Genomic DNA, 24,682 nt, shown 5'->3' with positions numbered 1-24,682 from the left:
TTCTCGGCATCGAGGCGGGGGGCGTCGCCCGCGGGCACCGTCGCCCCTGGAGAAACAGAGGATCCACGGGATTCAACGAGCCAGATGCTCCGGCACGTCAGGCGGAATCGGAGGGGCCGTCAAGGAGGGTTTCCAGGTAGGAATGGTCTTCCGGGGACAGGTCGTCGCCCGGGGCATGGCGCGCGTCGAAGGCAATGTAGTCCGACGCCGCGTCAACGACGGCCTCGATGGTCTTCTCGAAGGTTGGGCGTTTGACGTACGCCCCGGCCGCGTTCCGATGGCCCCCGCCGCCGAAGTGACGAGCCCACTGGTCAACGCGCACGTCCGCTTCCGAGCGGAAGCTGATCTTGGATCCATCGTCGGTTTCCGAAAAGAGCAGCGCGGTCTTCACGCCCTCGATCGACAGGACGTAGTTCACGAAGCCCTGCTTGTCGTCCCAGCTCGCCCCCGTGTCTTCCACCATCCGCTGCGTGACCACGGAGTAGCCGAGCTGTCCGTTGTAGCGGAGCCGAATGCGGTTCAGCATGCGCCCGAGGAGGCGAAGCCCAGGCATCGACTTGCGGTCGTAGATGGTTTCGTGGATCGGTGCGGGCCCGATCCCCCCCCGCTCCAGAATGTCCGCCACGCTCCGGTGCAGCTCCGGGGTCACGCTGCTGTAGCGGAAGGAGCCGGTGTCCGTCATGATGGCCGTGTAGAGGGCCGTGGCAATCGTCTCGTCAATCAAGCCTGGAGAGAGCCCCTCGATGATCTCATAGACCAGTGCGCCGGTGGCGGCGGCCTCCTCCCGGACGAACTGGACGTCGAACCAGTGCTCGGGCTCCAGGTGATGGTCGACCAAGACCGTCGTCGCGGCGGCGTTTCGGACGAGCGAGCCCACCTTGCCGAGGCGCTCTTCGTCGTTGGTGTCGAGCACAAAGGCAACCTCCGCCTCCGCCAGGGCCTCATGCTGCTCCAGCGAGCCGTTGAAGACGGCAATGTCCCCGGCCCCGGGCATCCAGTCGAGGTTGTAGTCCACCTCATCGGCGTTGACCATCGCGACCGACTTCCCCATTTCCTCTAGGAACCGCCCGAGGGCCAATTGCGACCCGACGGCGTCCCCGTCCGGGCCGAGATGGGTCGTGATGAAAAACCGATCGTGCTCTCGGATCAGCGCAAGTACGTCGTCGAGCATGCGGCGCCTCCAGGGCTCCCGTGGTCGAGATGGCGTGAATAGCTTGTTCTTAACGGAAGGCCTCCGTGTAGGGTTCGGGGCAATCGTAGGGATTTTCGTTTCCGCCCCACCTCTTTGCCGCGTCCCACCTCGTCTTCGTTCCGGCAGGGAGGGGTAGCGCGGTGACGGAGAGTTCTCGCCTCATCGAACCGCTTTGGGCACTCCTCTCACTCTTCTGTCCACCGCGGCGCCGCACTGCGGCTGAAAGCCCGTCCCGAACGGAGTTTGTGGAAGGTGCGACGTGCCCGCTGCAGCGCCGCCGTGCCGAGGCGCTGCAGGACCTTTCCGATGAGGGCAGGCCGCCACCTGATATGGGATCGGGGGTATCTGTGGACGGAGAGCCATCGGCCCACGATAAGTTCTACAATTCCCCGCTCCGCCTCCGGCATTTGCGAGCGCCACTTCTCCCGGTTGGACGAATCGATCTGCCGGGCACTTTTTCGCTTCCAGGGTTCCCGGTCGGGGTCGAAGTGATGGGAGGCTTGCTGTGGGGGGCGCAGCATCGCTTCCTGGAACGGCATTTCTAGAAAGGCGCATACGTCGCGGAGACAGGCCTCGGGGTCGACGATCAGGTCTTCGTACCGCAGCGCGAAAAATCGCCCCTCATAGTCGGTCCGATAGCGGTCCACGAGGGCCGCGTAGGTACGCCATGTCCACGCCTGTTCCGGGATTGTGCGCCGGCTCCACGGCAGGTTCCGCAGTGAGAGAACCACGTCCCGCGGATCGCGAATGATGGTGACGAAGACGGCGTTGGGGAATTGGCGGGCCATCGCGGGGACCTTCGCGAGGTGGTCCGGGGTTTTTTCCCCCCAGGCTGGGGCCCCTGAACGGGCAGCGTATGTGTCGAGCAGCGCACGAAAAACATCTCCGTGCGTGGGGGCCTGCAGGGCACGGAGCCGACCGCGAATGGTGGCCCACTCGTCATCGGAGAGCGCCATGTCGTGCACGCCGGGCTGCTGGTCGAGCCGGGCGAGCATTCGCTCAACGTCGGCCCAGTCCTCAATCGCCCCCCCTCTCCAGCACCGCGTGAAGTAGTGCGTCTCCGGGGCAACCACGAGGGCAGGATGCGCATCGAGCAGGCTGCTGAGGAGCGTGGTGCCGGAGCGCGGCATGCCAACCACAAACACCGGATGTCGGGGAATGCACGACTCAATCATGGGCTGTGAGCGCGCGGCGATAGAGCGCAACGGTCTGCCGGGCCAGACGGGACCAGTCAAGGTCCTCCACCGGCGCCCGGCCTGCTCGGTCGGTCGTCCGGGCCCACCTCATGCCCTCAGCCAGCACCGGCGGGGTAAGCTCGCCCGTGTAGGTACGCATCCACCCGGGGCCCACTCGCTCTTGCAACTCCGTCATGGCGCCGCGGTCGGGCACAAGGACCGGCCGGTCGAACGACAGGGCAAGCAGGGCCGATCCCGAGTGCATGATGGTCTCGTAGGGAAGCACCACGAGGTCGGCGGTCGCGATGAGAGCCGGCATGGTCTCTTCTTCGATGAACCGGAGGTCTGTGCAGACCCGGGGGTCCCTCTCGGCAGCCCCCCGGATGCGTTCGGCCAAATCATCAGAGACGGGGTTTCCGGCGACCACGAGGCGCGCCTCCGGGGACTCCCACTGTCGGAATGTCTGGATGAGTGGAACGACATTCTTGTACGGGCGGATGCGCCCCACGAACAGCGCGACGGGGGCTTCTGGATCAAGATTGAACCGACGGCGGGCCTCCGCTTTGGGCACGGGCGCCGGATAGGCCGTGCGGTAGTGGCCGTGCGGGACAACCGCGCTTGGCACCGACCGGAGCACGGGAAACCGCTCGCAGGCCTCGTCGCGGGCCGTCTCGCTCAGGCTGATGATCCCGTCCACCATCGGGAGAAAGAGCAGCCAGAACAGCCGCTCCAACCGCGGATGGTAGGACTCGTGCGGGCCCAGATCGTGGACCGTCCACACCAGCTTCGTGCCGCAGAGCCGCGCCCATGCGAAGAGCAGCAGCTCCGCCATGACGTAGAAGTAGGCCGCCGTCGGCGACGGATAACTCAGGAAGTCCTCCGGCCAGTGCACGTGCCATACGTCGTAGCGTTGTCGGAGGGGCTCGAACCTCGCAAACCCGTCCACCTCCACGTTCGCCTCCGCCTCCATTCCCTCGTACAGGAGCCGGGTGTACGGATTCCCGTTCTCGCTCGAAAATCCCGGCCAGCCGAGCACGTTCAGCGGTCGGCCAGGATCGGGGCCGGGACATTCCGCCGGTCGATCATCCGTCATTGGCGATTCGATTTTCGTCTGTGGTCAACCAATCGGAGAAGGAACGATCGAGCAGTGTTTCCAGCCGGTGCACATCGCCGGCGTATGCCTCTGCCAGGCGGGCCCGGGCCGCACGCGGCAGCGGCGGCTTCCGCAGGTTTGCGTTTCGCACCCTCATCAGGATCCGGTCGCGGAGGGCCTCTGGAAGCACCAGGCGTGCCCACCGCCGGAGGACATGATCCGGCGTTCCAATGAACCGGTGCAACCAGTCGAAGGTGGGAACCCCCGTGGCACGGCGGCGAACCCCAGTGTCGGGCGTGAAGGACGGGTCCACCCCGAGCGCCCGGTACACGGTTTGGGCAAAGCCTGCTGGGTCCGCCGTCAGCTCTTCGAAGCGGTAGACGTGCAGTTGCTCCCGATCGAAGTACTCCAGGTACCGCGCCAGTTGCCGGCCGTAGAGCCCCATGCGCCGGTAGTGCCACGACCACTCCCATCCCGCGTCCACCCGCTCGTCTTCGGCGTCGAGGGCCGCCTCGAAGTCGTCCAGCGGCTCGCGGCCGCTCTGGATCAGCTGCAGGTAGTGCGAGTGAGCCCGCACGACGGGATTTCGAAGGATCGCGATCAGCGAGGCCTCGGGGCACTGCTCGTGCAAGAGACGCGGCGCATCCTTGTCGTAGAGGTACACGGGAGAGGCCTCTCCCACAATGGCCTCACTCGTTGCCTCTGAAAACAGTGATTCATACTCGGGGGTCGTGTAGACAACCCCAGACTCCCGGTTTGCCTCTTCGTCCCCTGGCCCAGCCATCACGGGGGGATTCTCCGCGTAGGCAAAATAACAGGGCTCCTTTACCGGACTCATGAACACATCCGGGTGCTGGCGCAGATAGTCGTAGAGCGAGGTCGTCCCGGACTTGGCCGCCCCAATGACGAATGTATTCGGCATCGTCGCCATCGGTACAGTTCAGAGTTGAAAAGGTCGAGTAGGCGGCTCGGCGCGCGGGTCGCCCCTCCGCCCCTCCTCAATGCGTAGAGGCACCGGGCGGATCAACGGGGAATCAGTCCCGCACGACGGCGACCGGCCGGGAACGTGGCGGCGGCGCTGGAGCCCCCGACCCGGCAGTCGGTGTCGGCCTTTTTGTGCCCGTTTGTGCCCAGAAAAGAGTGCCTCAACAGGCAACTTGGGCAGGGATCAGATGATCCCTGCATGGCCTACACTGAGAACGCCCCTAAGCCCTGACCCTGGCCGACCGGGCAGACGGGGCCGGCATCGTGTCCTGCGTCAACACCGTGCCCCGCGTCAATCCTCAACCAAAACCGGGCCCGTTCCTCGATGCCGTCAGGGTTTCCTGATTTCTTGCGAGGGTCTACTGTCCACTCGACAGCGACAAAATCGGGCGCCTGCTCCGATCCGTTAATGCTTTTGTGTTTCCCATCCCCGCATGAACCATTCGTCGACGCACGACGCCTCGTCCCCCGACGCCAGTTCGGATGAGGGGGGCGGGACGCCTGACTACACCCGTCGCATTTTGAAGGGAGGGGGCTCGGTCTTTTCCGGATCCCTCATCGCGAAGGCCGTCGGGTTTGCCCTACAGGTTGTTCTCGGCCGGGGATTCGGCAAGGGGCTTTACGGCATTTACAGCTATGGGCTTTCTCTTCTTCGGATCGTCCGGGAATTGAGTACAATCGGGCTTCAAAACGGCGTGGTCCGGTTCGGCGCCGAGCACAGCGAGAACGAGGATACGGCTGCACTGAAGGGAACGTTCTTGGCCGTTGGGGGACTCGGGACGGGAGCCGGAGTTCTCATGGGCGCGGCGCTCTACCTGGCGGCCCCGTGGCTGACCGAGGTTGCGCTCAGCAATACGAACGATCCGCTGGTCTTCCAGCTTTTTGCGGTCGGACTCCCCTTCTACGTCCTCACCTACCTCGGCTCCCGCATGGCTCGTGCCCTCGGCAAAATGCGGGTGGACGTGCTTCTCGACTCGATTCTTCAACCGGCCCTCTTCCTGCTGCTCACGGGCATCATTCTGCTGTTCGGATGGGGGTTCACGGCGGCCCTGTACGCCTTCGTGGCCTCCACCGCACTGGCCGCCGGGGCATCGGTGTACGCGGTTTACCGGCTGTTTCCACCGCTTTTCTCATCCCTGGCCCCAACGGTCGACCTTCGACGCCTCTTGCGCTTTTCCCTGCCCATCGTCGGAGTGAGTCTCGCCAGCATGGGCCTCGCCCGGGCCGACCGGATCATGCTCGGGCCCCTCGCCGGCGAAGAGGCCGTGGGCCTCTACACCGCCGCCTCCAAAATGTCGGTCCAGCTCCGGTTTGTCCTGTTTGCGCTCACGGCTGCGTTTTCCCCGGTCATCTCTGAGCTGTACCACAGCGACCGGACTGACGAGTTGGCTCGGCTCTACGCCGACACGGTCCGGTGGATCGCCCTGGGCACGCTTCCGCTGGCCGTGGTTCTGATTGTGTTCGCTCCGGACATCATGGCGATTTTCGGGCCCGAGTTCCGAGAGGGGGCCATTCTGCTTCGGGTGCTGGCAGGGGCCTACATCGTGGTCGCTGGGTCCGGATCCGTGGGCCACATGCTACAGATGTCCGACCATCAGGATTTCACTTTTTGGGTGAACGCCAGCATGGCCGTGTTGAACGTGGGCCTCAACTGGATTCTTATTCAGTGGTATGGCGTTGTGGGTGCGGCCATTGCGACGGGCACGACACATATTCTAGGAAATCTCTTCCAGTTGTGGGGGCTCTACCATTTTACTCACATCCAGCCATTCCGGTGGAACCTGTGGAAACCCCTCGTGGCGGCGGGCGCGTCGGGGGGCACAGCGTGGATGCTCTTCGTCCAGCTCGCCTCCTCAGGCCGTTGGCTGATTGGCATCCCGGCGGCCCTACTCGTCTATGGCAGTGTCCTGCTCGCCCTGGGTCTGTCTCCCCGCGACCAGGCCATTGCGGACAACCTGTGGTCGGAACTGCGAGCACGACTGGACACGTAGATCAATGGCACCACGGGCCCGAGCGCTCGTCGGTGCGCTGCACAACCTTTCCCGAGCGTTCTCTCTCTATGCCGGTTCTCGATGAGGCGACGACCTTCCTGCGGCAACAGTATCTGTTTGTCCGCCAGCAATTCCGACACCTTCAGGCCGGACTGAACTATCTCTCCGGCCGACCACTCCCCGACACACGGTTCGTCTTGTTCGGACGAGGACGCTCGGGAACCACAGCACTCGTGAGCATGCTTGACGACGTGCCGGGACTGCGGTGCGAAGGAGAAGTGCTCCACGACTACGTTCCGTTTCCCCGCCGGCACGTCCTGGGCCGCGCCGCACGGTGCTCGGCGGAGGCGTACGGGTGCAAAATTCTTAGCTACCAGATCGAAGACGTACAGCACCCGCCGGGACGGCATGAGGATTTTCTGCACACCCTTCACCACGACCACGGCTTCCACATCCTGTATCTCCGTCGCACGCACCTGCTGCGCCACGCGCTCTCGAACATTTGGGCCCGGCAGGACACTTTCCATCGAAAAAAGTCGGCGCCGGACACTGAGCCAACAGCCCCACGCGTCGCTCCCGAGCATGTCATCGAGTGGATGGAGAGGGCCGAGGCCCTTCGCGAGTACGAGGCAACGCTTCTGAAGGGCGTACCGCATCTCTCCTTGACCTACGAAGAGCACATCCGCCACGACAAAGCTCATCAGCCGACCGTTGATATGATTTGTGACTTTCTAAACATCGACTCCGTCCCGGTGGAAAGCAGCTACCGCAAGACGGCCCCCTCCGCGCTGCGAGAGCGAGTGGCCAACTACGAGGCGCTTGCCCGCCGGCTTCGGGGCACCCCGTACGCTGAATACCTCGACTGAACAGACAGGGGATGATCTAGGACGGTTCTCCTGCGATTGACGCAAAACGTTGAGGCCCTGCACACGAACACGATATCTTTCCGAGGTACTGGACGAACCCGGGAGAAGCACCAACGAGCGGCAGGTCCTCTCGCCGCGCCAGTCCCTGCACGAAATGGGGCTCGGCTGCTGAGTGGCCGATGCCTCCGACCCTGCACGCAAGCTCGTTCCCCCAGCACATTGGAACACCTCAACGGATCAGATTGCGGCCCCACTGGCCCACAGTCAGGTTGATGGAGTGCCGGCGCCTCTTACGCGTCGAGGCGTGGATCCGAACGGCTTCTCAGGGGGCGTCGTTTGCACTCGTGGGCTCATCAGCAAAAAGGACGAGGGTGCTCTCCAGTGGCGAGGATGGACAGACGAATACGCACAGCCGTCTCTGATCTCTGCAAACGTCAGCCGGCAAGTGTCTCTCCTCCTCATGTTCAGTCCGGGCCGTCCGGGACCACAGCCTCACTCCCCAACGTTCGGCGCTAGGCCAGAATCCCCAGCCGTCACTTCTCCATCGAATACCAGTGGAGCGTCGTACAGAACTTCACGAACGACGTCGGAGCTGGTCAGCCGGCGGACAACCCGCTATGGATAAAACGGCAGATCGAGGGCTTCGGGGCCGCCGTGCGCACATGGCCCGCGTGCGCCAATTCGGCGTCGCCCCCACTCCCGGTTTTCTAGGGGCGTCTCCACTGTTCGGCGTTCTCCCGCAATTTCACCGCGTCATTCTATGAATCGCCCGATCTTTATTGTCGGATGCCCCCGCTCCGGGACGGGCATATTTCACCAGCTGGTCCGACTCCACCCCCAGGTGGCCTGGATCACCCCCTTTACCAACGCAGTGTGCGGCAAGCCCTGGTTTCGACGCATTTCTCCCCCGGCTGCATGGCCCGTCGAATGGGTCTTGCACCGCCTTCCCAATGCGGCCTTGCCGCCTCTGTTGCGCGGTCCGTACGACGGCTCTCTCGGGTTGTCCTCCGTCTTTGAAACCCACGAAGGGCACGCCATCTGGGACCAAGCCCTCCCGCCGGCGGAGGACCACCGGGCCACCGCGGAGGACGTGACCGAGGACGTTCGCACCTACCTCCGGGACGTCGTGCAGTGGCACCGCAGGTATCACGATCGCCCCCGGCTCGTGTGGAAAACCCCCAAAAATGCCTTTCGGCTCCGGTTCCTTCGTGCCCTGTTCCCGCAGGCCCGCATCGTTCACCTAATTCGGGACGGCCGGGCCGTGGCGGCCTCCATTTTGAAACGGCGCCGGGCGAGCGGTAGGCTCCACCAGTGGTGGGGCGTGCGCCCCCCCGGCTGGCAGTCCGTCCAGTCAGCGCCTCCCATCGAACAGGCCGCGTGGACCTGGCAGCAGTGCATCGGACAAATTCGGACCGACATCGCTCGTTTTCCTGATGAGCACTGCTTAGAGGTTCACTACGAGTCCTTTCTCGACGCCCCGGGCCGAGTGCTCCGCCGCGTGTTTTCCATCGCCGCCCTGTCCCCAGAGGGCTTCTTCACGGAGCAAAACCGGCGACACCTAACGAAGGTGCGCCCGCCTCAAACAACGTGGCGGACGCGGCTCCGAGCGGAACAAATCGAGCATCTCGAAGAGGCGATTGCTCCAACACTTCGGGAGTGCGGCTATGACGATCTCGCAACACCGAGATAGCCATCCGGTCCCTCCGCTCTCCTCACGCCACCTCTTCGTCTTCGGGGCCCGCGCCCCTCTGCCGACGCACCCGAATGCCCGCCAGCATCAGAACCGCCCCGTAGACAAGGATCGTGCTCGTCCACGCAATCCAGGTGCCGTACCGGTCCGCCTTGGGCTCGAAGCGCATCTCGAGGGTATGTTCTCCCGCCGGCACGTGCACACCGCGGAGCAGATAATCAGTGCGGTGGATCGGGATCGGCTCCCCGTCCAGGTACGCGTTCCAGCCGGCCGGGTAGTACACCTCGCTCGCCACGAAGAAGCGGGGCGCGTCCGTATTCACAGTCCACCGGATCTCTTCCGGCTCGTAGTGCTCCATGGTGACCTCGGCCGTGCTGCCGCTGTCGATGGGCGTGACCGGCTGGTCGAGGGGGGCAGGGAGGAGGGCAGTCTGACGAGGTTCGAAGGATGCAGACCGAAGTCGCGACCACATCTGTGTTGGGTCCTCAACGACCTCCGTCGTCCCCACGAGGAAGCCGCGCGGAACAGCGTCCGTGTTCTCGAGCACCAGTACACCCGACTCCTGACTACGGTAGGCCACCTCGGTGCCCGGCAACTGCTGACGGGCGGCGACATAGCGGGTGTTCAGAAGATCGAGCGCGTTTTCGTTCGGGGGGCCCGAGCCGGTCACCTGCAGAATGTGGTCGAGGTAGTCCTGGTAGCGCTGTAGCTTCGCCCCGTGGTATCCCCCTACGTTCTCGTAGTGGTAGGAGGGGCGGGCTTTGCTCGTCGGGTCGCCCTCCGCCAGCGAAAGCACGCGAAAGCGGCCCAGCCCCCCAGCCTTCTTCTGCCGCTCCTTGATGAACTGGTCAAACGAGTACGTGGGAATGGACTGCTCCACGTCTTGGGCCGAGTAGCGCTCATCCCCCATGTAGCGCGTGTCGACGCCCCACAGGTCAACGCCCACGATGGCCACGACCGCGAGGCCTGCTCCCCACGCCGGAAGGGTCTTCCGGCGGTACAACACGAGCACCCCGGCGGCCAGAACGAGAAAGAGCATCGTCCGCTGCGCATCAGTCGTGAAGGCACCACGCCGCTGCTGCTTCTGCTTCTGCATCTGCTGTCGCACCGCCTGCTGCACCCGCGGGTTTTTTGGGGAGACGTTCGGGTTCTGGCGCAGCAGCGCCTGCCGGATGCGCTGCTGCTCGTTGGGCTTCTCAAAGTCGAGGACCGTGTTGGGGGCCAGCCACATCAGAGCCACAATTCCGAACACGGCCCCGAATGCGATGAGAAGGGGGCGCTGCCGAGGATCGGGGGACTGCGTCCGTCGCCCTTGTCGCTCCTTTCGTCGCAGCGCGTAGTCCAGGCCAATGCCGGCCAGGAGGACAAGAGCAAGGGCGGTGACGCTCAGCCACATTTCCGGCCCCCGGAAGGCATCGAAAAACGGGACGTACTGAAACATCGGCCAGTTGAGCCACGCCGCGTACTTGCCCAGTGCAAAAAGAGCCGTGCCGAGCACGCCGAGGCCGAGGCCCCAGACCAACCAGGTGCGCACCCGCCACACCGCCAGGCCGGCCAGGGCCATGATGACACCGCCCACGTAGTGCGGCCCCTCCGTGAAGGTTTTGGGCCCCCAGTACGTTTGTCCCCCGCCGCCGAACGCATCCGCGACAATGAAGGTGAACAGTTCCCCCGGCCCGTGACTCCACCGCATGGCCGCCGTCCAGCCCATGCCCCCACCACCTGCTCCGCCGCCGTTTACGGCCGCCGCGGCCCCCCGCACCGAGTACTGTTTGTACTGATACCGGGCCAGGTACGGCTCCGCGGCCATGGCGAGGCTCAGCACCGTCCCCAGGGCGAGCCAGCCGGTGGATGTGGCCAACTCCGGCACGCGATCCTCTCGCCAGGCCCCAATGGCCTCCACGATCCACCACAGCAGGAGAAGCATTCCCGTGTAGAACACAATCTGCGGATGATTGGCCCGCAGCTGGAGTGCCAGTGCCCCTGCGAACAAGAGCCCTCCCAGCAGGGAGGAATTCCGCAGGGTGTAGGCAAAGGCCAGCACAACGTACGGCGCGTAGGCCAGTGCGACGAACTTGGTCCCGTGTCCCACCCCGATGATGATGGGGATGTACGTCGTAAACCCGAAGGCAAGCCCCGATACGAGTCCCGAGAAATGATCCCGCGTCAGGTAGAAGACAAGCAGGTAGACGCCCGCCATGAGCACGAACAAGAGCGACACCGGCCAGGCGGCACCACGGACCAGGTTCACCACGTCGTCGAGCTGCAGGACGGAGATCTTTTCGTTGACGTAGGGCATCCCACCGAATACATTCGGGGCCCAGCGGGCCCACTCGCCCGTCTTCTGGTGATGCTCCACCGTCACCTGCGCGTTGGCGCGGAAGGTGACGGTGTCGGTCCCCTGGATGGTTTTTCCCTCGAAGACGGCGGGGGCGTAAAAGGCGAGGGCCACCACCAACAGGATCCCGAGGCAGCCCGCGTGGCGTGTCGTCGGTGAGAGCCGCGTCCAGAACGTGTCGGCCTGTGCGGTGCGCGGAGTGGGCGTCTGGGCGGAGGAAGCCATGTGGAGGGGGCGCTGACGCAGTCGAGACGAGACCGCGGGCCGGAGGGCCCGCTTAATTTGACAAGCCGTCTCAAAACGGTCGGTCTATTTCGCTGTTCCAGAGACGCCGGACACATGAAAGGAAATGTAGAGGGTCTGGGGCCTCTCTTCGTCCCGGAACCTGATCGGCCTCAGTCTGCTAGTGTCCCAGCCTGCAGCCTTTCCCTCTACACCCGTCTTCCGCAGCCCCAGTGGACAACCTCGACCACTGTCCTCTCTGTCACGGTACTCCCCATCGGCCCTTCGAGACGTGCCGGGACCACACCGTTTCGAGAGAAACATTCACCATTGTCGAGTGCGATCGCTGCGGCTTTCGCTTCACCAACCCGCGCCCCTCCGCGGACGAACTCGGGCGATACTACCAGAGTGAGGACTACACTCCTCACCAGGATACCGGCCAGAACCTGATCGACACGCTGTACCGGTGGGTGCGCCACTACACCCTCTGGTCAAAACGTCGGCTCATCGCCTCTCTCGTCGATCGCCCGCCCGGTCGCCTGCTCGACTTCGGGTGCGGAACGGGGGAGTTTTTGGCCCACTGCCGCTCGCACGGGTGGGAGGCCTGCGGGCTCGAGCCCGACGCAGGGGCGCAGGAGGTAGCGTCCGCAACGCACGGACTGACGGTAGAGCCCCCCGAGCACATCCGCGACCTGCCGTCCAACCACTTCGACGTGATCACGCTCTGGCACGTGCTGGAGCACGTTCCAAAACTGTCCGACACGATCAGGCAGCTGAGGCGAGTTCTCGCCTCCACCGGTACCCTGATCGTGGCCGTTCCCAACTGCGCGTCCCTTGACGCCCAGTACTACGGCGCAGACTGGGCCGGGTACGACGTGCCCCGCCACTTGTCCCATTTCCGCCCGCGGGATCTCCGCCGTCTGTTCGACCAACACGGCCTGACGGTGGACGAGGTACGTCCGATGCGACTCGACGCCTTCTACGTGTCGCTGCTCAGCGAACGGTACCGGGACGGATGGCTCCTCCGGGCCCCAATCGTGGCAGCGCTCTCCGTCCTTTGGAACGCCGCGCACGGACACCAATCCTCCGCACAGTTGTACCTGATCCAGAACGGTTCGTCCCACTGAGCCCGGTTTCCCGGGCCCTCTCCGCCGCACGCCTCAGATTTTACGTCCATGAACCAGGTCAACCTTTTTGTCATCGGCGTGAACAAGGCCGGGACGAGCTGGCTCTACTACCTGCTCGACCACCACCCCGATGTGTTCATGGCGGACGCGAAGGAGCTGTATTACTTCGGCAGCGACGGGCCCGACGAAGAGCGGCCCCGAACCCGTGACGCCTACCACCGCCACTTCCCCTTCGACCAGAGCTACCAGTACTTCGGCGACGCTACAGTGATATACTACAAAAGCGCGGCGACGGCCGACGAGATCCGGGCCTACAACCCGGACGCCAAGCTGCTGGCAATCGTCCGCGATCCGATCCAACGCCTGCTGTCTCAGTTTCAATACAACAAGCAGCTCGGCCTCATCGACGAGGCGACCTCTCTATCGGAGGCGCTCCCTGATCGCAGGTACCTGGTCCGCACCAGTCACTACGAGGAGACCCTTCCGGCGTACACCGATCGGTTCGGCACAGATCAGTTCAGGGTCGTGAGCCTGGAGGCGGGACGAGCCAAGCCGGGGGCATTCTGGGGCGACCTGCTGGACTTCCTCGATCTGCCGAACGTCCCTCGCCCAAAAGCGGGCAATCAGCCCGAGAACCCGACGGGCAGCCCGGCCTTTCGCGCCGTGTACCGCTCCACGGTTCGGCCCCTGCGCCGCCACTTTCCGCAGGCCTATCGCTGGCTGTTGGGAACCCCCATGGCCCGACACGCCAAACTGGCGCTCCTTCGTCTTCTCGGGACGGCCGGTGCGAAAACGGAGGTCTTGGCGCCCGAGGTGAAGGAGCAGCTCCAGGAGGAGTTTGCCCCGACCTACGCCTATTTGCGCGACCTTGGATTTGAGGTCTACACCAGACCCCAACCCGGAGCAGGGGCCGACAGGTAGCCCCATCTGCCCCACACCCCATCCGGGGGGAGACGGAGTCCCCCCGCTACCAGTCGCTGCTCTCCTCGTAGCCTAGCCGGACAACCGCGTCGCCGGCCATCTCCTTGAAGCGGGCCTTCAGTTCGTCGTCGAAGTGCGCCTCCCACTGACTCGTCCGCCCCGACCGGAGGTGCGACTCTTCTTCGACCTCACCAAAATCGCGACCGGAAAGATTCTGGAAGCTGTAGTATCGAGCGGCCTCCAGCCCCACCTCTACAGCCTCGTCGTGGAAGCCGTAGTGCTCGAACAACGCCTCGAAATGGGACGCCTCGTCGGCAATGACCTCCTCGTACGTTAGCTCCAAAAACGCCGGGTCATCGTAATTCCACCGGAGCATGTCCTGAAGGTCTTCCTCGCAGAACCGCTCCATCTCAAGCATCATCCCTTGTTTCTTCCCCACGCTATTGAGGGCCTCCCGGAAGCTCTTTCCATCGTACGTTTCACGGGGGCGGTGTGCCCACTCCTCCTCCGTCCACAGGTGATAGTGGTACCCGGACACGACCATGTCTCGGGGATCGCGAATCATGTGGGACCCGCGGTACGGCGAGAGGGCCGCCCGGTCGATGCGACTGTGATCTTGCAAGAACACCTCTGTGGACGATGTCAGGGCGTCCTGGCTCGCCCCTTGAAAGTGAAGGCCGTACTGCCGGGCCACCGTTGACAGCACCCGGGTGAACCACACGGTGCCGCTTCGGTGGTGACAGCAGTGCACGAGCAGGGCCGGTCCATCTTCCCCAAATGGACTTTCAGTTGCCAGCCGGTTGAACTCGACGACCCCTCTGTTCAGCAATGCAAGCGTGCGGTCCGGCACTGTGCTCTTGGCCACACTTCGTAGAGCGTCGTACACCTTGTCCATCGTGCAAAGACGATTCGGGATGACAATACCAATGACTGTCCCTCTCCAAGGAAAGGTTTGAGCATGAACGGCCCCTTTGTGACGCCCCAGCCGGCCCCATCGGGGAGACCTCTTCCTTTCCCCCGCTGCGAAGGGGTTTGCCTGCGCGACAGGAGACCTTTCGCGACTTCTCCGTCCGGCTCACGAGGCTTCTTGCATTGCCTCCTCGATCGGGGTGTCGCCGCCGTACAGCGTGACGGCGTGGCCGACCGTGTCCTTGTTTTCGAGACACGCGACGACAGCCTGGGCCACATCGTCTCGGGGGATGGGGGGACCTGTTTCGGGATCGGTGCCAAAGTGGGCAGCGACCCGTCCCGTTCCCTCTTCGTCCGTGAGACGGGTGGGACGGAGGATGGTCTCTTCGAGCGGCGACCGCTGGAGGCTCCGGTCGGCGACGTGCTTCGCCACGATGTACGGCTTGATCGGGCCCTGGCGCGACTCCGGATCGCCCGCTCCCCGTGAGCTGACCATCACGAACCGGTCGATGCCGCACTCCGCACAGGCCGTCACCGCCCGCTCCGCCCCCCACAGGTCCACCAAGATCGTCTTGTCCCATCCCGTGGATCCGCCGGCCCCCGCAGTGAAGACGACCGCGTCTGCCTCCTCCAAAGCCGGGGCCACCTCCTCCTCGAGGTCGCCGAGCCGCGGCTCGCCGCCACGTTCACGAATCGCGTCGAACTGCTCGTCGGAGCGGACGACGCCGATGGGATCGTGCCCTGCCTGGTCGAGACGCGGGAGGAGACGACGACCAATGCCCCCGTTCGCGCCAATGACTGCGACATTCATGTGTGGATTTGGAACCAGTTTGTGAAAAAGATGAAGCGCGGTCGTTCGCCATCTGGGGCCTCCCCCCACGATCTGCCGACGGGCCTGGGCCCTACGACGAAGGAGACAGCGAGAAGATCCGGGACGTCGCTCCCCTCGGCCCCGCCCCGACCGGTGGTCGCACCCTGCCGGTGGTAATGAAGGCCCTCAAGAAGCGCCACTCGGAGCCAAGCCGACATTCCTTCGGCCCTCTCATCCACAAAAACCAGCACGTGGTAGAAATTTGGGAAGACCGTCCCAGCTTTCTTTTGGGCCTGGAGCCAGGATGCCCTGCGGGTCTGCTCCCGAAGAGGATGCGACCGCGACGTGCCCAGGGCTAGAAGTGAACGCTAAGAATGAGGAGCGCCGTCTCGTCGATTTCGATCGAGAACACACGGGAAGAGGCGCGGCTGGAGCTGCCTCCCTGGGTGTGTGCATACGTCGCGACGAGGCGGGGCTCCAAGGCGAGGGACACATGACGCCCGATGAAGAAGAGTGCCCCGAACAGCGGAGACACGCCGCCGCGGTACGACTCTCGCCCATTTGCAAACCGCCTGTATCCGATGAGTACGTCCCCGCCCCCGTAAAACCGCCACTGTCCTTCACGCTGGAAGACCCACGCAGCCCCTCCGCGAAGCCCAACGTCAACTTCCACATCCTCGCCCACGACCTGACGGTACCGGAGTGCCGCTCGGCCCATTCGTCGGGGGGTTGTCCAGTAGCGTCCGTAAATCTGATACTGGTGAGTAGGACGTCCCTCCTCTAGAAGTTTGAAGAGAGAGGGCGCCGAGACACCAATCTGGCGGGACTGGTGCCGGGCTGAATCCGCCGACGGTTCTTGCCCTTTCGCCACGGAGGCCGTTGCCCACCCTGTAAGTAGCAGGCATATTCCAAAACAAGAGGTTCTTAGTTTCCGGCATACGAAGGAGATCCGTAGGGGTGAACCGGATGCATAGATGACCATGGAATGCAATTGCGCCCAGGCATCAGTCAAGAACAATGTCATCGAGAACGGTCCCGAAGTCATCCCGCCCAAGGTACTCAGACCAGATCGCCTCCATCTCACTAACGAAGTCTTCGAAGAACATCGAAGCCGGATCGACGGACCCGTCTGAGTAGACGACCTCAAAGCGTTCCGATCCGTCGTCGTACTGCAACGTAGCGAGTTCTTGCCCCTGGAACTGCACAGTCGCGTCAATGCGATTATTGACCTGTTCTTCTGTCGGATCGTCGAAAGCAGCTATCTCTCCGGCCTCCACCGTGTACGGGACCGTCAGGTCGGGGCCGATCCGGAGTTCGCCCGAAAGCTCTTCTACGTCGGTACTCTCCAGCTCGTCGTAGTTGTCTGTCGCCAACTGTGCCCCCACCGAAAATCCCGCGACAAGCTGGTCCCTGTTTTCAAGATCGAAGGAGAAATCATAGTCCGTACTTGAGTTCTCACTCAAGTTGAACGTATGAGTATGAGGCGCTGTAAAGATCTCAAGTGAAAACGACTGTGGAATGGGGACTTCGAATCCTTCTTCCGTAGCGTAGTCGACACCATTCAAATCTACGGAGAAGACCTCGGATTCATCCACCGAGATTGCCCCCGCTCCTGACGTGGGCAGATACACCGTTTCCCCATTCACCGTCAGCGGCGTGTCTGAATACCGGCTCAGTTCAAGCATTGTGTTATTGCCCGCCGCTCCCTCAGTCGCGGGAAATTCCAGGACTATGCTGTTTGAGGATCCCTCCCGTACCCACTCCTCGGTGTCAGCACTCCAGACGTATACGCCGGTGCTTGCGTCGAACTGAAATCGTTCGTCGGAAGTCTTAATCACCGCGTCGAGTCTCTCAATCAGCGGTTCGGCCCAGTCCTCCGACGTTGCTTCTCCATTCTCTAGCCCCAAAAAGCCTTTCAGGGAATTGGAAAACTCGCCGCCCTCCAAAGTCCCCGCACTCTCGCTGAGGCCTTCCACAGCGGAGCTGATCCGGGTTTCGGCCTCCTCCGGAGGGAGTGCTTCGTCCATTCCTTCGCCCTGGTCACAGCCCGAAAGAGGAAGCCCAAGGCCAACAACACAGAGGAAAAGGAGCAGTCGTCGTCTGAGTGTGTACATGACTGAGCGCGATAATTTGTATCATCAACAACTAGCGAGAGAGGGCATTCTCCAGTGCACTACAAACTCCAGTGCACTACAAAGGCACTACAAAGTGAGTGGCCGACAACGCGGTCCTTCAGAAAAATATTTCGGATTCACCTACGCCAGGTACGCGACATTGAGAAACTCCAGCGTGCCTGAGTCTTCTCGCCTGCCGACCACGAGGTACTGCCAGCCGCCAGTGGCAGAAAAGAGTGAACGCAAATGGCTCGTGTTGTACTCCCCACGGCAGTGGATTACTGCTGAAAAGCCAAGCCTACCTTGGAAAAAGAAACAACAAAAGACACCGTACCACCACTGCCCCACTGAGCACCCCTGCAGCATTCCACCTGACATCGTTCTCTACTGGTTGCTGAGCGCCGTCCGACAGTAAAAGATGCACACCCTGTATCCTAGTTCATGCCTGTGGGGCTTGTGCGGGAAATCTTTTGCCAGGTTGAACTTGAGGACCGGCCGCCGAGGTGTCCAACGAGCCATTCCGCCGGCGGTCGGGCAAGTGTCACAGGGCGATTGTCTTCACCGATCTGATGAGGCCCCGGTGTCCCGAGTCCCGAAATCGGCTTCGTAGGGCCCCCTGTAGCGAGTCCTCAGGTCAAGCCTGCAGCGCAAGTTAGGGGGACGTCGAGATCGACGCTTCTCGCTCGACCTCGACGGCAGACAGGTCGTCCTCAATCCGCTCCGACCAGAAGATCAAATGCCACCAAGCGCCGCGCCGTCCCCTCAAGGGGCGTCGACAATCAGTCATGCGGCATGGGACCAACCACTGCGGGGCGTGGATGCTCTGGCCGCCGTCTAAGAATTCCTAGCTCGACACTCTTCAGTAGGTCAGCAGTCCTCAGACAGTGCGTCCCACTTTCTGATCATCTACTGCGGCCGTTCTGGGGATTCTGGGAATGGCATTTGAATCTCTGCTTCAGGAGTAGGATCGCTTTCCCCAGCGTCATTCTCTGCGGTCACGCGATAGAAGTAGGCCGTCGCATTTTCAGCATTCTCATCTAGAAAGGACGTCCCCTGAACCGAAGATCCCTCAGTGACGCGCCTAGCGCTTGAGAGATCTTCCTCTGGAATGGATGCCTCAGAACGATACACGTTATACTCGCTCGCATCTGAACGTGACTGCCAGGATACGTCGACTCCGCTCTGACTGGCAGAAAGTTCTAGGCTAGAAGGAGCTGGAGGGGGATCGCTGTCTCCTCCCCCAAAGAGCCCGCACCCCGAGACCGCGGCGAAGAGCAGGACGGAGGCAGAGATGGTTGACAGCGAGAGGCCCCGGTGTACATTCAAAAACATGGCGTCACACGGTTCAAAGTTTGAGAGATCAAGAACGATACAGGGGAGTGGATTGCGCACGGTTTCGGGCCTGGGACAACGGGAGCCCCCCTGAGGCCTATCGAACCACGGTCATCTTCTTCACCCGTGTGGCCTGCTCTGCTTCGAGGCGCACGAAGTACACTCCACTGGCAACCGTCTGTCCGCTCCACTGAACACGATGGACACCAGCCCGCTCTGATCCATCTGACAGCACGGTAACTCGCCGCCCCATGATGTCATACACCTCAAGGCGGTGATGCTGCTGCTCCGGCAGTGCGTAGGTAATGGTGGTCCGTTGTGAGAAAGGATTTGGGTAGTTCCCCTCCAGCCTCACCTCGTTCGGGGTCACTGCCTCCTTCTCGGCATCAACAAACTGGGCATCCCCAACCAGCAAGCGCAGGGGAGCCACCTCCGTGGCCGGGGTCAACCGGATACTTCTCTCACTCCGGAGGTCATAGGACCGTCCCGTGGAGGGGTTCAGGAGCACAACCTCCTGGTCCTGGAAGGCATCAAGCCCAGAGGCCTTGACCTCAACCGGCTCGTCAGGGGCAGCAGAGAGGCGCAGGTCGAAGGCGTGACCGCCCGGATCTGCAGTCCCGTCCTCAGGGGCCGACCGATACTCATGCGCTAACAGTTCTCGACGAGACGCATCTGCGCCCTCTGCGTTCTCCTCGACCGCAAACCGCAGGGAGGCCGCTTCGAAGCGGGCCGGCGGGGCATACTGATCATGTTGATCGAGTGCATCCTCGGCCGAAGTGCGGAGCCCCGCCTTCGCGGTGGACGTTTTCCGTCCGTCCTGGAAGGTCTCAAGCACTAGTGCGGGCCCCTCTTGCTGAGAGGAGGCGCTTGAGCTAGAGGGAGTGCTCGGATACGGTATCACGAGGTCGTCGAGTCCCTGGTCATTGAGGAAGTAGAATGCGTCCCCCTCGACCGCCGGCGTGAATACAGCGGTATCGCTGTAGCGTCCATCGAACGCCCACAGCGCATTGATCGTCCCTCCATTCACGTCTTCTACCGCACTCCAGTCCACAGCACGATCCAACGGATTGGAAATGATATTCCACCCTTCGTGCAGGGGGATCGTCGTCTGGAAGTCTCCCTCGTCACTGCCGATACTGAGGGTCGGATTCGTGCCCGAAACGTTCACCTCGTCCTTGCTGAGCACCCAGTAGCCCCCCCCGGGCTCGAAGGCAAAGTTGGACGGTTGCCCGTCGGCATACGAGATCAGATTGTCCCCATCGTCCCGGTAGGCCTGCCAGGTCTCCTCATTGGCCCCCCCCACGGTGGACTCGAGTTCCGTCTTTTGGTCCCCGGGCAGCGCCATGAGGCGATAGCTCGTAGACTGTGAGGGATCTCCGAAAGACCGTGAGACCGCAGACTCAACTTGATCGGGATAGGTTTCAAACTGGGTCGTATCCGAGAACGGACCTTCCTGGTCACGAATCGGGCGGACACGCCAGTGGTAGGTCGTCCCTGAGCTCAGCCCCGCCAGCGTCGCAGTAGTGTCCGTGACCGTCATCGTATCGGTCTCCGCCTCGGGGAAGCTTGCGTCCGGGGCCCACTGCACCTCATACTCGAACGCTCGGAAGACGCTGTTGAAGGCAATGTCTACGTCATTGGGCAGACCAAGCGTCCGGTTGCTCGGGGCCGGGGCCACGATGCGTCCCTCAGAGAGCTCGACCAACGGATCGTCGGCGATCCCTTCTGAATTCGTGATGCCAACGTCATCTTCGGCCTCGATGTAATACTCGATTCCAGCCGTCGTAATCTCGTCGCCTGGCACCGTGGCTTCGTACGTCGTGCCACTGGTGTTCGTCATCGAAAGCTGCGAGTACGCCAGGTCGCCCTGCGTCCGGTAGAACAGCGTGACTTGGTCGACCTGCCCATCGTCGTCGGCCTCCGCCGTTATCACCCGGTCCCGTCCCGGCGTCGTCCCGTCAATCAGGTCGTGAGAGACCGTCGGCGGATCCTGGTCGACGGCCGTCTTGAGTGGATCGTTCGCCGCATTCGACCCCGGAAGGGTGACCCGGTCTCCGTCACCGTCGGTGGCTTGGATGTAAAAATCCATTCCGGGACGTTCCACGTCAGACGCCGGGATTGCTCCCTCAAACGTCCTACCAGTCGTCTCCGACATTGACACCGACGAGTAGGAGTCGCCGGACCCGGCCGTTCGGTAGAAGAGTTCAGCGGCCACGTTCTGCTTCGCAAATGCGCTCCCCCCTCCACCGCCGCCAAAGGTTCGAACGGTTGTCTGAATCTCAATGTCTTGATCCGACGGCTGCTGCGTGGACGCCACCTGCCTGACCTGGGTCGAAGGGGTGATAAATGGTCGGCTGGCAATGTCAAAGGTATCCGTGGCGGTGTCGGTAACGCCACTTGTACTGGCCTGCACCTCCACCTCCCGCTTTGTTTTTGACGTGGACGCCCCGTCAAAGTCCGACGGCGACAAGCAGGTGATCACGTATGTGCTCGACGTTTGGCCGGTAATTGCGTCGGCCACAGTTGTCGCAAACGGATCGAAGATGTCGAAGATCTGCCCGCCCGTTGCGTCGGTGAGGGGCTGAAAATCCCCATCCAGGTCCGACGTCGTTGCGGCATACAGGGTCGCTCCCTCATTGATGACCGCCTGGCGCGCGTCGTCAACGTCAGCGAGGCCCGTCCGTTGTGCAGGCGTCTCGTCGGTTGCGACAACGAATACCTTCTCCGCCCCACTCCGGAACGTAAAATTACTCACGGATTGCTCGGTGGCAAAGTACCCGGGCTCGGTTCCTCCCCCCGTCACATTGCGGGGAAGAATCGTGGTCTTGAAGAACTGATCATCCGTCGTTAGATTCCCCTGGTTCTCAAAAATGGGACCGCCGCGCGTCTGTCCCAAGTCTCCGGTCGCACCTTGCCCGTAGCGCGTAAGGCCCAGGGCTGAGTTCACACCTCGCGCCCGGAGTTCGTCGACGAAGTCCTCAATGTTTTGCACGACATCGTCCTGCTCGAACCCCATGCTCCCACTGTTGTCGACGATGAAGACAATATCCGCCAGGCGTCGGTTGAGGCCCTGCCCGGGAGGGGTAATCGCACAACTTTGCTGACTGGACGCCCCGATGGAGATGTTCGCCCCGTCTTCGGCGAGGGCAAAGTCATTGGCTGTCAGGTTCTTGACCGGTTCGCCGTTGTTCTCCACGCTCACAGTCGTGACGGTCTGCACGGGCGTCGGCAGCCTCGGATAGTCGAGCAGTTTGAAGTCCAGCGAGGAAATGTCTACGGCCAGGTCGGTGGGCTGAGTCGAACTCACGAAGCCCCGCACGGCCAGATCTTTTCCACTTAACGGACCCCACGAACCCTGCGTCGCCCCCGACTTTGGCGCCACCACTTCGTCCGGGTCGTCCGCCGCTTGGTGCCGCAAGCGGTTCGAGGAGCCGCCGGTCATAATCGAGGATCGCCCGTCCACCGACTGTGTCTCAGCGTAGACCTCAAGGGTCCCGGACGGATCATCGGGGTAGATGACCAGGTGGTAGTCCGTGTTCTCTGCGACGGATGCCCCCGTACCGGACAGCGGGATGTAATTCCAGGCGTGCTCCGCCAGGGTCGACGGCACGACCTTCACCGTGTTTCCCTGCTTCGTCCCCGGACGTCCGTTGCCATCATCGTCCCACACCTCCACATTCAGCGAATCAGTAAGCTGATTGGCATTCCCACGTCCGAGATGCACAAGAGCGCCGGTCATTGACCCGCCAATGCTCGGCGTAATCCGAACGGCCAGCTTCTCGGCGTTGCTTCCCCCGAGGATTTCACTACTCCGGCTGCTGGTAGGAGCATTTTCGTCGTAGGCCAGCAACTCTCGCTCCGGCACCTTGCTCCCTGTGAGTTCAGCCATGGCCCGAAACACGTCCAGCTTGCCGTGGCCCCACGTATTGTTCGGGGTCGCCCCAGTGAAATCATCCCTCGTCGCCTGGTTGGTGAAGAGACTCTTGATTTGAGCACCAGACAAGGACCCGTCTTCCTGAAAAAGAAGGGCGGCCGCCCCCGCGGTCGCCGGCGAAGCCATGCTCGTTCCATTCTTTAACACGTGCTCTCCGCCGGGAAGCGTGAGTTGAGACGCCGCAGATTGATCATCGGAAGACAGCGCCGAAGCGGTCGCTCGGCCGGGCGCCGCAACTTCAGGCTTCAGAGTTCCGTCTCGGCGAGGCCCCACGCTGCTGAAGACGGCAATGTTGTCGGTGCGATCGAAGTTGTTGTTCCACAGAAGGTTGTTTCCATTTATGTCGCGCCAGCGCCACCGGTGTGTCCAGGCCCCCACGGTGAGCGCACTCGTCGCCGTCCCGGGCGTCCCGATGGTGTACCGCCCGTCGCCTCCCTGGACGTAGTCGGCCGCAAACTCCTGCGGAGACGCTGACACTTCATTTCCCTCCACAAGGACTGGCGACTGGGCAGCGTTGGTTCCAAGATTTCGGTCGTAGAACCAGGCGTGAAACCCGTTCCCATTCCCGGAATTGTCAGCAATCGAGACCGTCCAGGTGCCCTGTACGGGGGGCGTGCTGGCATCTTGATCGAACACCCGGACTTGAACCCGTCGATCCCCGTTTAGGCCACTCACCTGATTGCTGATCGAAATTGCGCCGTCGGGGGTGTCCGCAACAGACGAACTATCCGAGGGAACCGTGTGACTTGCCCCATTCGGACCCGCCACCGTAACTTCGAGGCTATCGGCCGTATCGAACCAGATGTCAAACTGAGCGTCGTCGTTGCCCGATCCGGACTGAGGCGTGAAGCTGCCGACCTCAAAGTTGAACGACGTACTGGCACCTGCCTGCACGCTCTGCCGAAGGTGCATGCCACTGTTCCCATCATTCCCGGCCGAGACGACGGGTAGCTGTCCACTTCCGGCAAACGCATCCACCGCCCGTGCCACGTTACTCGTTCCATCGTGTGGGCCTGCAGGGCTTCCGAGGCTCATGTTCACGACGACCGGCTTCCCCTGATCGTCGGCCACCTCCCCGCAGTAATTCATTCCGTCGATGACATTGTTGAAAGAAAACCTTTCATTCCCCGCCTTCACGACGATCAGGTCAGCCCCCGGTGCCATGCCCTTGTATTTCTCATCGGGGTGTGCATTTCCGGTCGACACAGCAGTTCCCGCCACGTGCGTCCCGTGTCCGGTCGTATCTTCACTTCGCACATCGGGGGCGCTCGCACCTATGGAGCTTTCAATGTCGCTCTTGCTATACTCGACGCCATAGCTGAACCCGGAAAAGTCTCCCCCCCGGTTCGAGGGATCCTGCTCGCCTGACTGAGGGCTCAGGGTCTGATCCCAAATGTACTCAATCTTGCTGTTCGCAAGGCTGCTCCCGGTTCGAAAGTCTTCGTGTTCCCAGTCAACACCACTGTCAATGACGCAAACCATTGTTCCACTTCCTGTGTAGCTGGTGCCATTGAGGAACCCATCCCGCAGTGTCTCAGCCCCCGTTTCGCCCCCCGTTATGTCATTGGTGGGCTGCAACTGAGTCCCGGCATCTACCCACCGCACCGCATCCAGTCTCGCCAGTGTCAGCAGGTCGGAGGACGACACCTGGGCCGTGACGAAGTCGGGCTGGACCGAGTTAATGGAGACCCCAGCTGCACGCACTGCCTGCACATCACTGGTGTAGATGGCTGCCCCATACCGCGTCTGGCCGCGCTTCGCGCGCCCCTGGTTCCTCAAGGGCTCTGGAGTTACGCCCGCGGCCGTCAGGCCAGCGTCGGGATTCTCTTTCGCAATGACCGACCGGAAGCGCGTGTCCAGCCGTGACTTTTCCGCGTCCGTTAGCGCCTGCCCCACCGCCGATGTCGCTGAAAGGAGCAATCCGGCGAAGAGAACGGAAAACGCATATGCTTGCAGTCGACGTGACCCGAAAGACATGGTAGA

General features: G+C 62.5%; 15 protein-coding genes. 5 read left to right on the top strand and 10 right to left on the bottom strand.

Features of this window, described 5'->3' with window-relative positions:
* Positions 1-97: 97 nt before the first annotated feature.
* From B7R93_RS01155 to B7R93_RS01140, 4 genes are all read right to left on the bottom strand, one after another.
* Positions 98-1,171: a DHH family phosphoesterase gene (locus B7R93_RS01155; RefSeq protein ID WP_103019015.1), complete on the bottom strand. Its 1,074-nt coding sequence runs from the start codon at positions 1,169-1,171 to the stop codon at positions 98-100.
* Positions 1,172-1,377: 206 nt separating this feature from the next.
* Positions 1,378-2,367 (bottom strand): sulfotransferase family protein, encoded by a 990-nt coding sequence (locus tag B7R93_RS01150; protein WP_103019014.1) that lies wholly within the window; start codon positions 2,365-2,367, stop codon positions 1,378-1,380.
* Positions 2,360-3,460: a glycosyltransferase family 4 protein gene (locus tag B7R93_RS01145; RefSeq protein ID WP_103019013.1), complete on the bottom strand. Its 1,101-nt coding sequence runs from the start codon at positions 3,458-3,460 to the stop codon at positions 2,360-2,362. Before B7R93_RS01145 ends, B7R93_RS01150 begins: the two co-directional genes overlap by 8 nt.
* Positions 3,450-4,391, bottom strand: coding sequence for a sulfotransferase family protein (locus tag B7R93_RS01140; RefSeq protein WP_103019012.1), 942 nt, complete (start codon positions 4,389-4,391; stop codon positions 3,450-3,452). The genes B7R93_RS01145 and B7R93_RS01140 overlap by 11 nt, the downstream gene beginning before the upstream one ends.
* Before the next feature lie 487 nt (positions 4,392-4,878).
* Here B7R93_RS01140 and B7R93_RS01135 point away from each other — a divergent pair, with 487 nt between their 5' ends.
* The 3 genes from B7R93_RS01135 (at position 4,879) to B7R93_RS01125 (ending at position 8,991) form a co-directional block, all read left to right on the top strand.
* Positions 4,879-6,435 carry a flippase gene (locus B7R93_RS01135; protein ID WP_103019011.1) on the top strand — a complete coding sequence of 519 codons (1,557 nt, stop codon included), beginning with the start codon at positions 4,879-4,881 and terminating at the stop codon, positions 6,433-6,435.
* 68 nt (positions 6,436-6,503) lie between these two features.
* Positions 6,504-7,301: a sulfotransferase family protein gene (locus B7R93_RS01130; RefSeq protein ID WP_103019010.1), complete on the top strand. Its 798-nt coding sequence runs from the start codon at positions 6,504-6,506 to the stop codon at positions 7,299-7,301.
* 760 nt (positions 7,302-8,061) lie between these two features.
* Complete coding sequence (locus tag B7R93_RS01125; protein ID WP_103019009.1) at positions 8,062-8,991, top strand: sulfotransferase family protein; 930 nt, start codon at positions 8,062-8,064, stop codon at positions 8,989-8,991.
* A 22-nt stretch (positions 8,992-9,013) separates the two neighbouring features.
* Here B7R93_RS01125 and B7R93_RS01120 read toward each other — a convergent pair whose 3' ends face one another.
* On the bottom strand, positions 9,014-11,554 hold the full coding sequence (locus B7R93_RS01120) for a DUF2339 domain-containing protein (protein WP_198598551.1): 2,541 nt from the start codon (positions 11,552-11,554) through the stop codon (positions 9,014-9,016).
* 230 nt (positions 11,555-11,784) lie between these two features.
* Here B7R93_RS01120 and B7R93_RS01115 point away from each other — a divergent pair, with 230 nt between their 5' ends.
* Complete coding sequence (locus B7R93_RS01115; protein ID WP_103019008.1) at positions 11,785-12,678, top strand: class I SAM-dependent methyltransferase; 894 nt, start codon at positions 11,785-11,787, stop codon at positions 12,676-12,678.
* A 48-nt stretch (positions 12,679-12,726) separates the two neighbouring features.
* A complete protein-coding gene (locus B7R93_RS01110) occupies positions 12,727-13,599 on the top strand; it encodes a sulfotransferase family protein (protein WP_103019007.1) in 873 nt (290 codons plus the stop codon).
* A 46-nt stretch (positions 13,600-13,645) separates the two neighbouring features.
* Here B7R93_RS01110 and B7R93_RS01105 read toward each other — a convergent pair whose 3' ends face one another.
* The 5 genes from B7R93_RS01105 to B7R93_RS01080 form a co-directional block, all read right to left on the bottom strand.
* A complete protein-coding gene (locus tag B7R93_RS01105) occupies positions 13,646-14,494 on the bottom strand; it encodes a sulfotransferase domain-containing protein (protein WP_103019006.1) in 849 nt (282 codons plus the stop codon).
* A 180-nt stretch (positions 14,495-14,674) separates the two neighbouring features.
* Complete coding sequence (locus B7R93_RS01100) at positions 14,675-15,319, bottom strand: SDR family oxidoreductase (RefSeq protein WP_103019005.1); 645 nt, start codon at positions 15,317-15,319, stop codon at positions 14,675-14,677.
* Between the two features lie 355 nt (positions 15,320-15,674).
* Positions 15,675-16,037 (bottom strand): hypothetical protein, encoded by a 363-nt coding sequence (locus B7R93_RS01090; RefSeq protein ID WP_103019003.1) that lies wholly within the window; start codon positions 16,035-16,037, stop codon positions 15,675-15,677.
* A 286-nt stretch (positions 16,038-16,323) separates the two neighbouring features.
* A complete protein-coding gene (locus B7R93_RS01085; RefSeq protein WP_158666532.1) occupies positions 16,324-17,433 on the bottom strand; it encodes a hypothetical protein in 1,110 nt (369 codons plus the stop codon).
* 1,429 nt (positions 17,434-18,862) lie between these two features.
* The gene (locus tag B7R93_RS01080) at positions 18,863-24,676 is read right to left on the bottom strand and encodes a S8 family serine peptidase (protein ID WP_198598550.1); all 5,814 of its coding nucleotides are present in this window, start codon (positions 24,674-24,676) and stop codon (positions 18,863-18,865) included.
* Positions 24,677-24,682 lie beyond the last annotated feature (6 nt).

This window comes from Salinibacter altiplanensis (assembly GCF_002894645.1).
Classification (GTDB): domain Bacteria; phylum Bacteroidota; class Rhodothermia; order Rhodothermales; family Salinibacteraceae; genus Salinibacter; species Salinibacter altiplanensis.
This window is presented reverse-complemented; position numbering and strand designations above follow the sequence as displayed.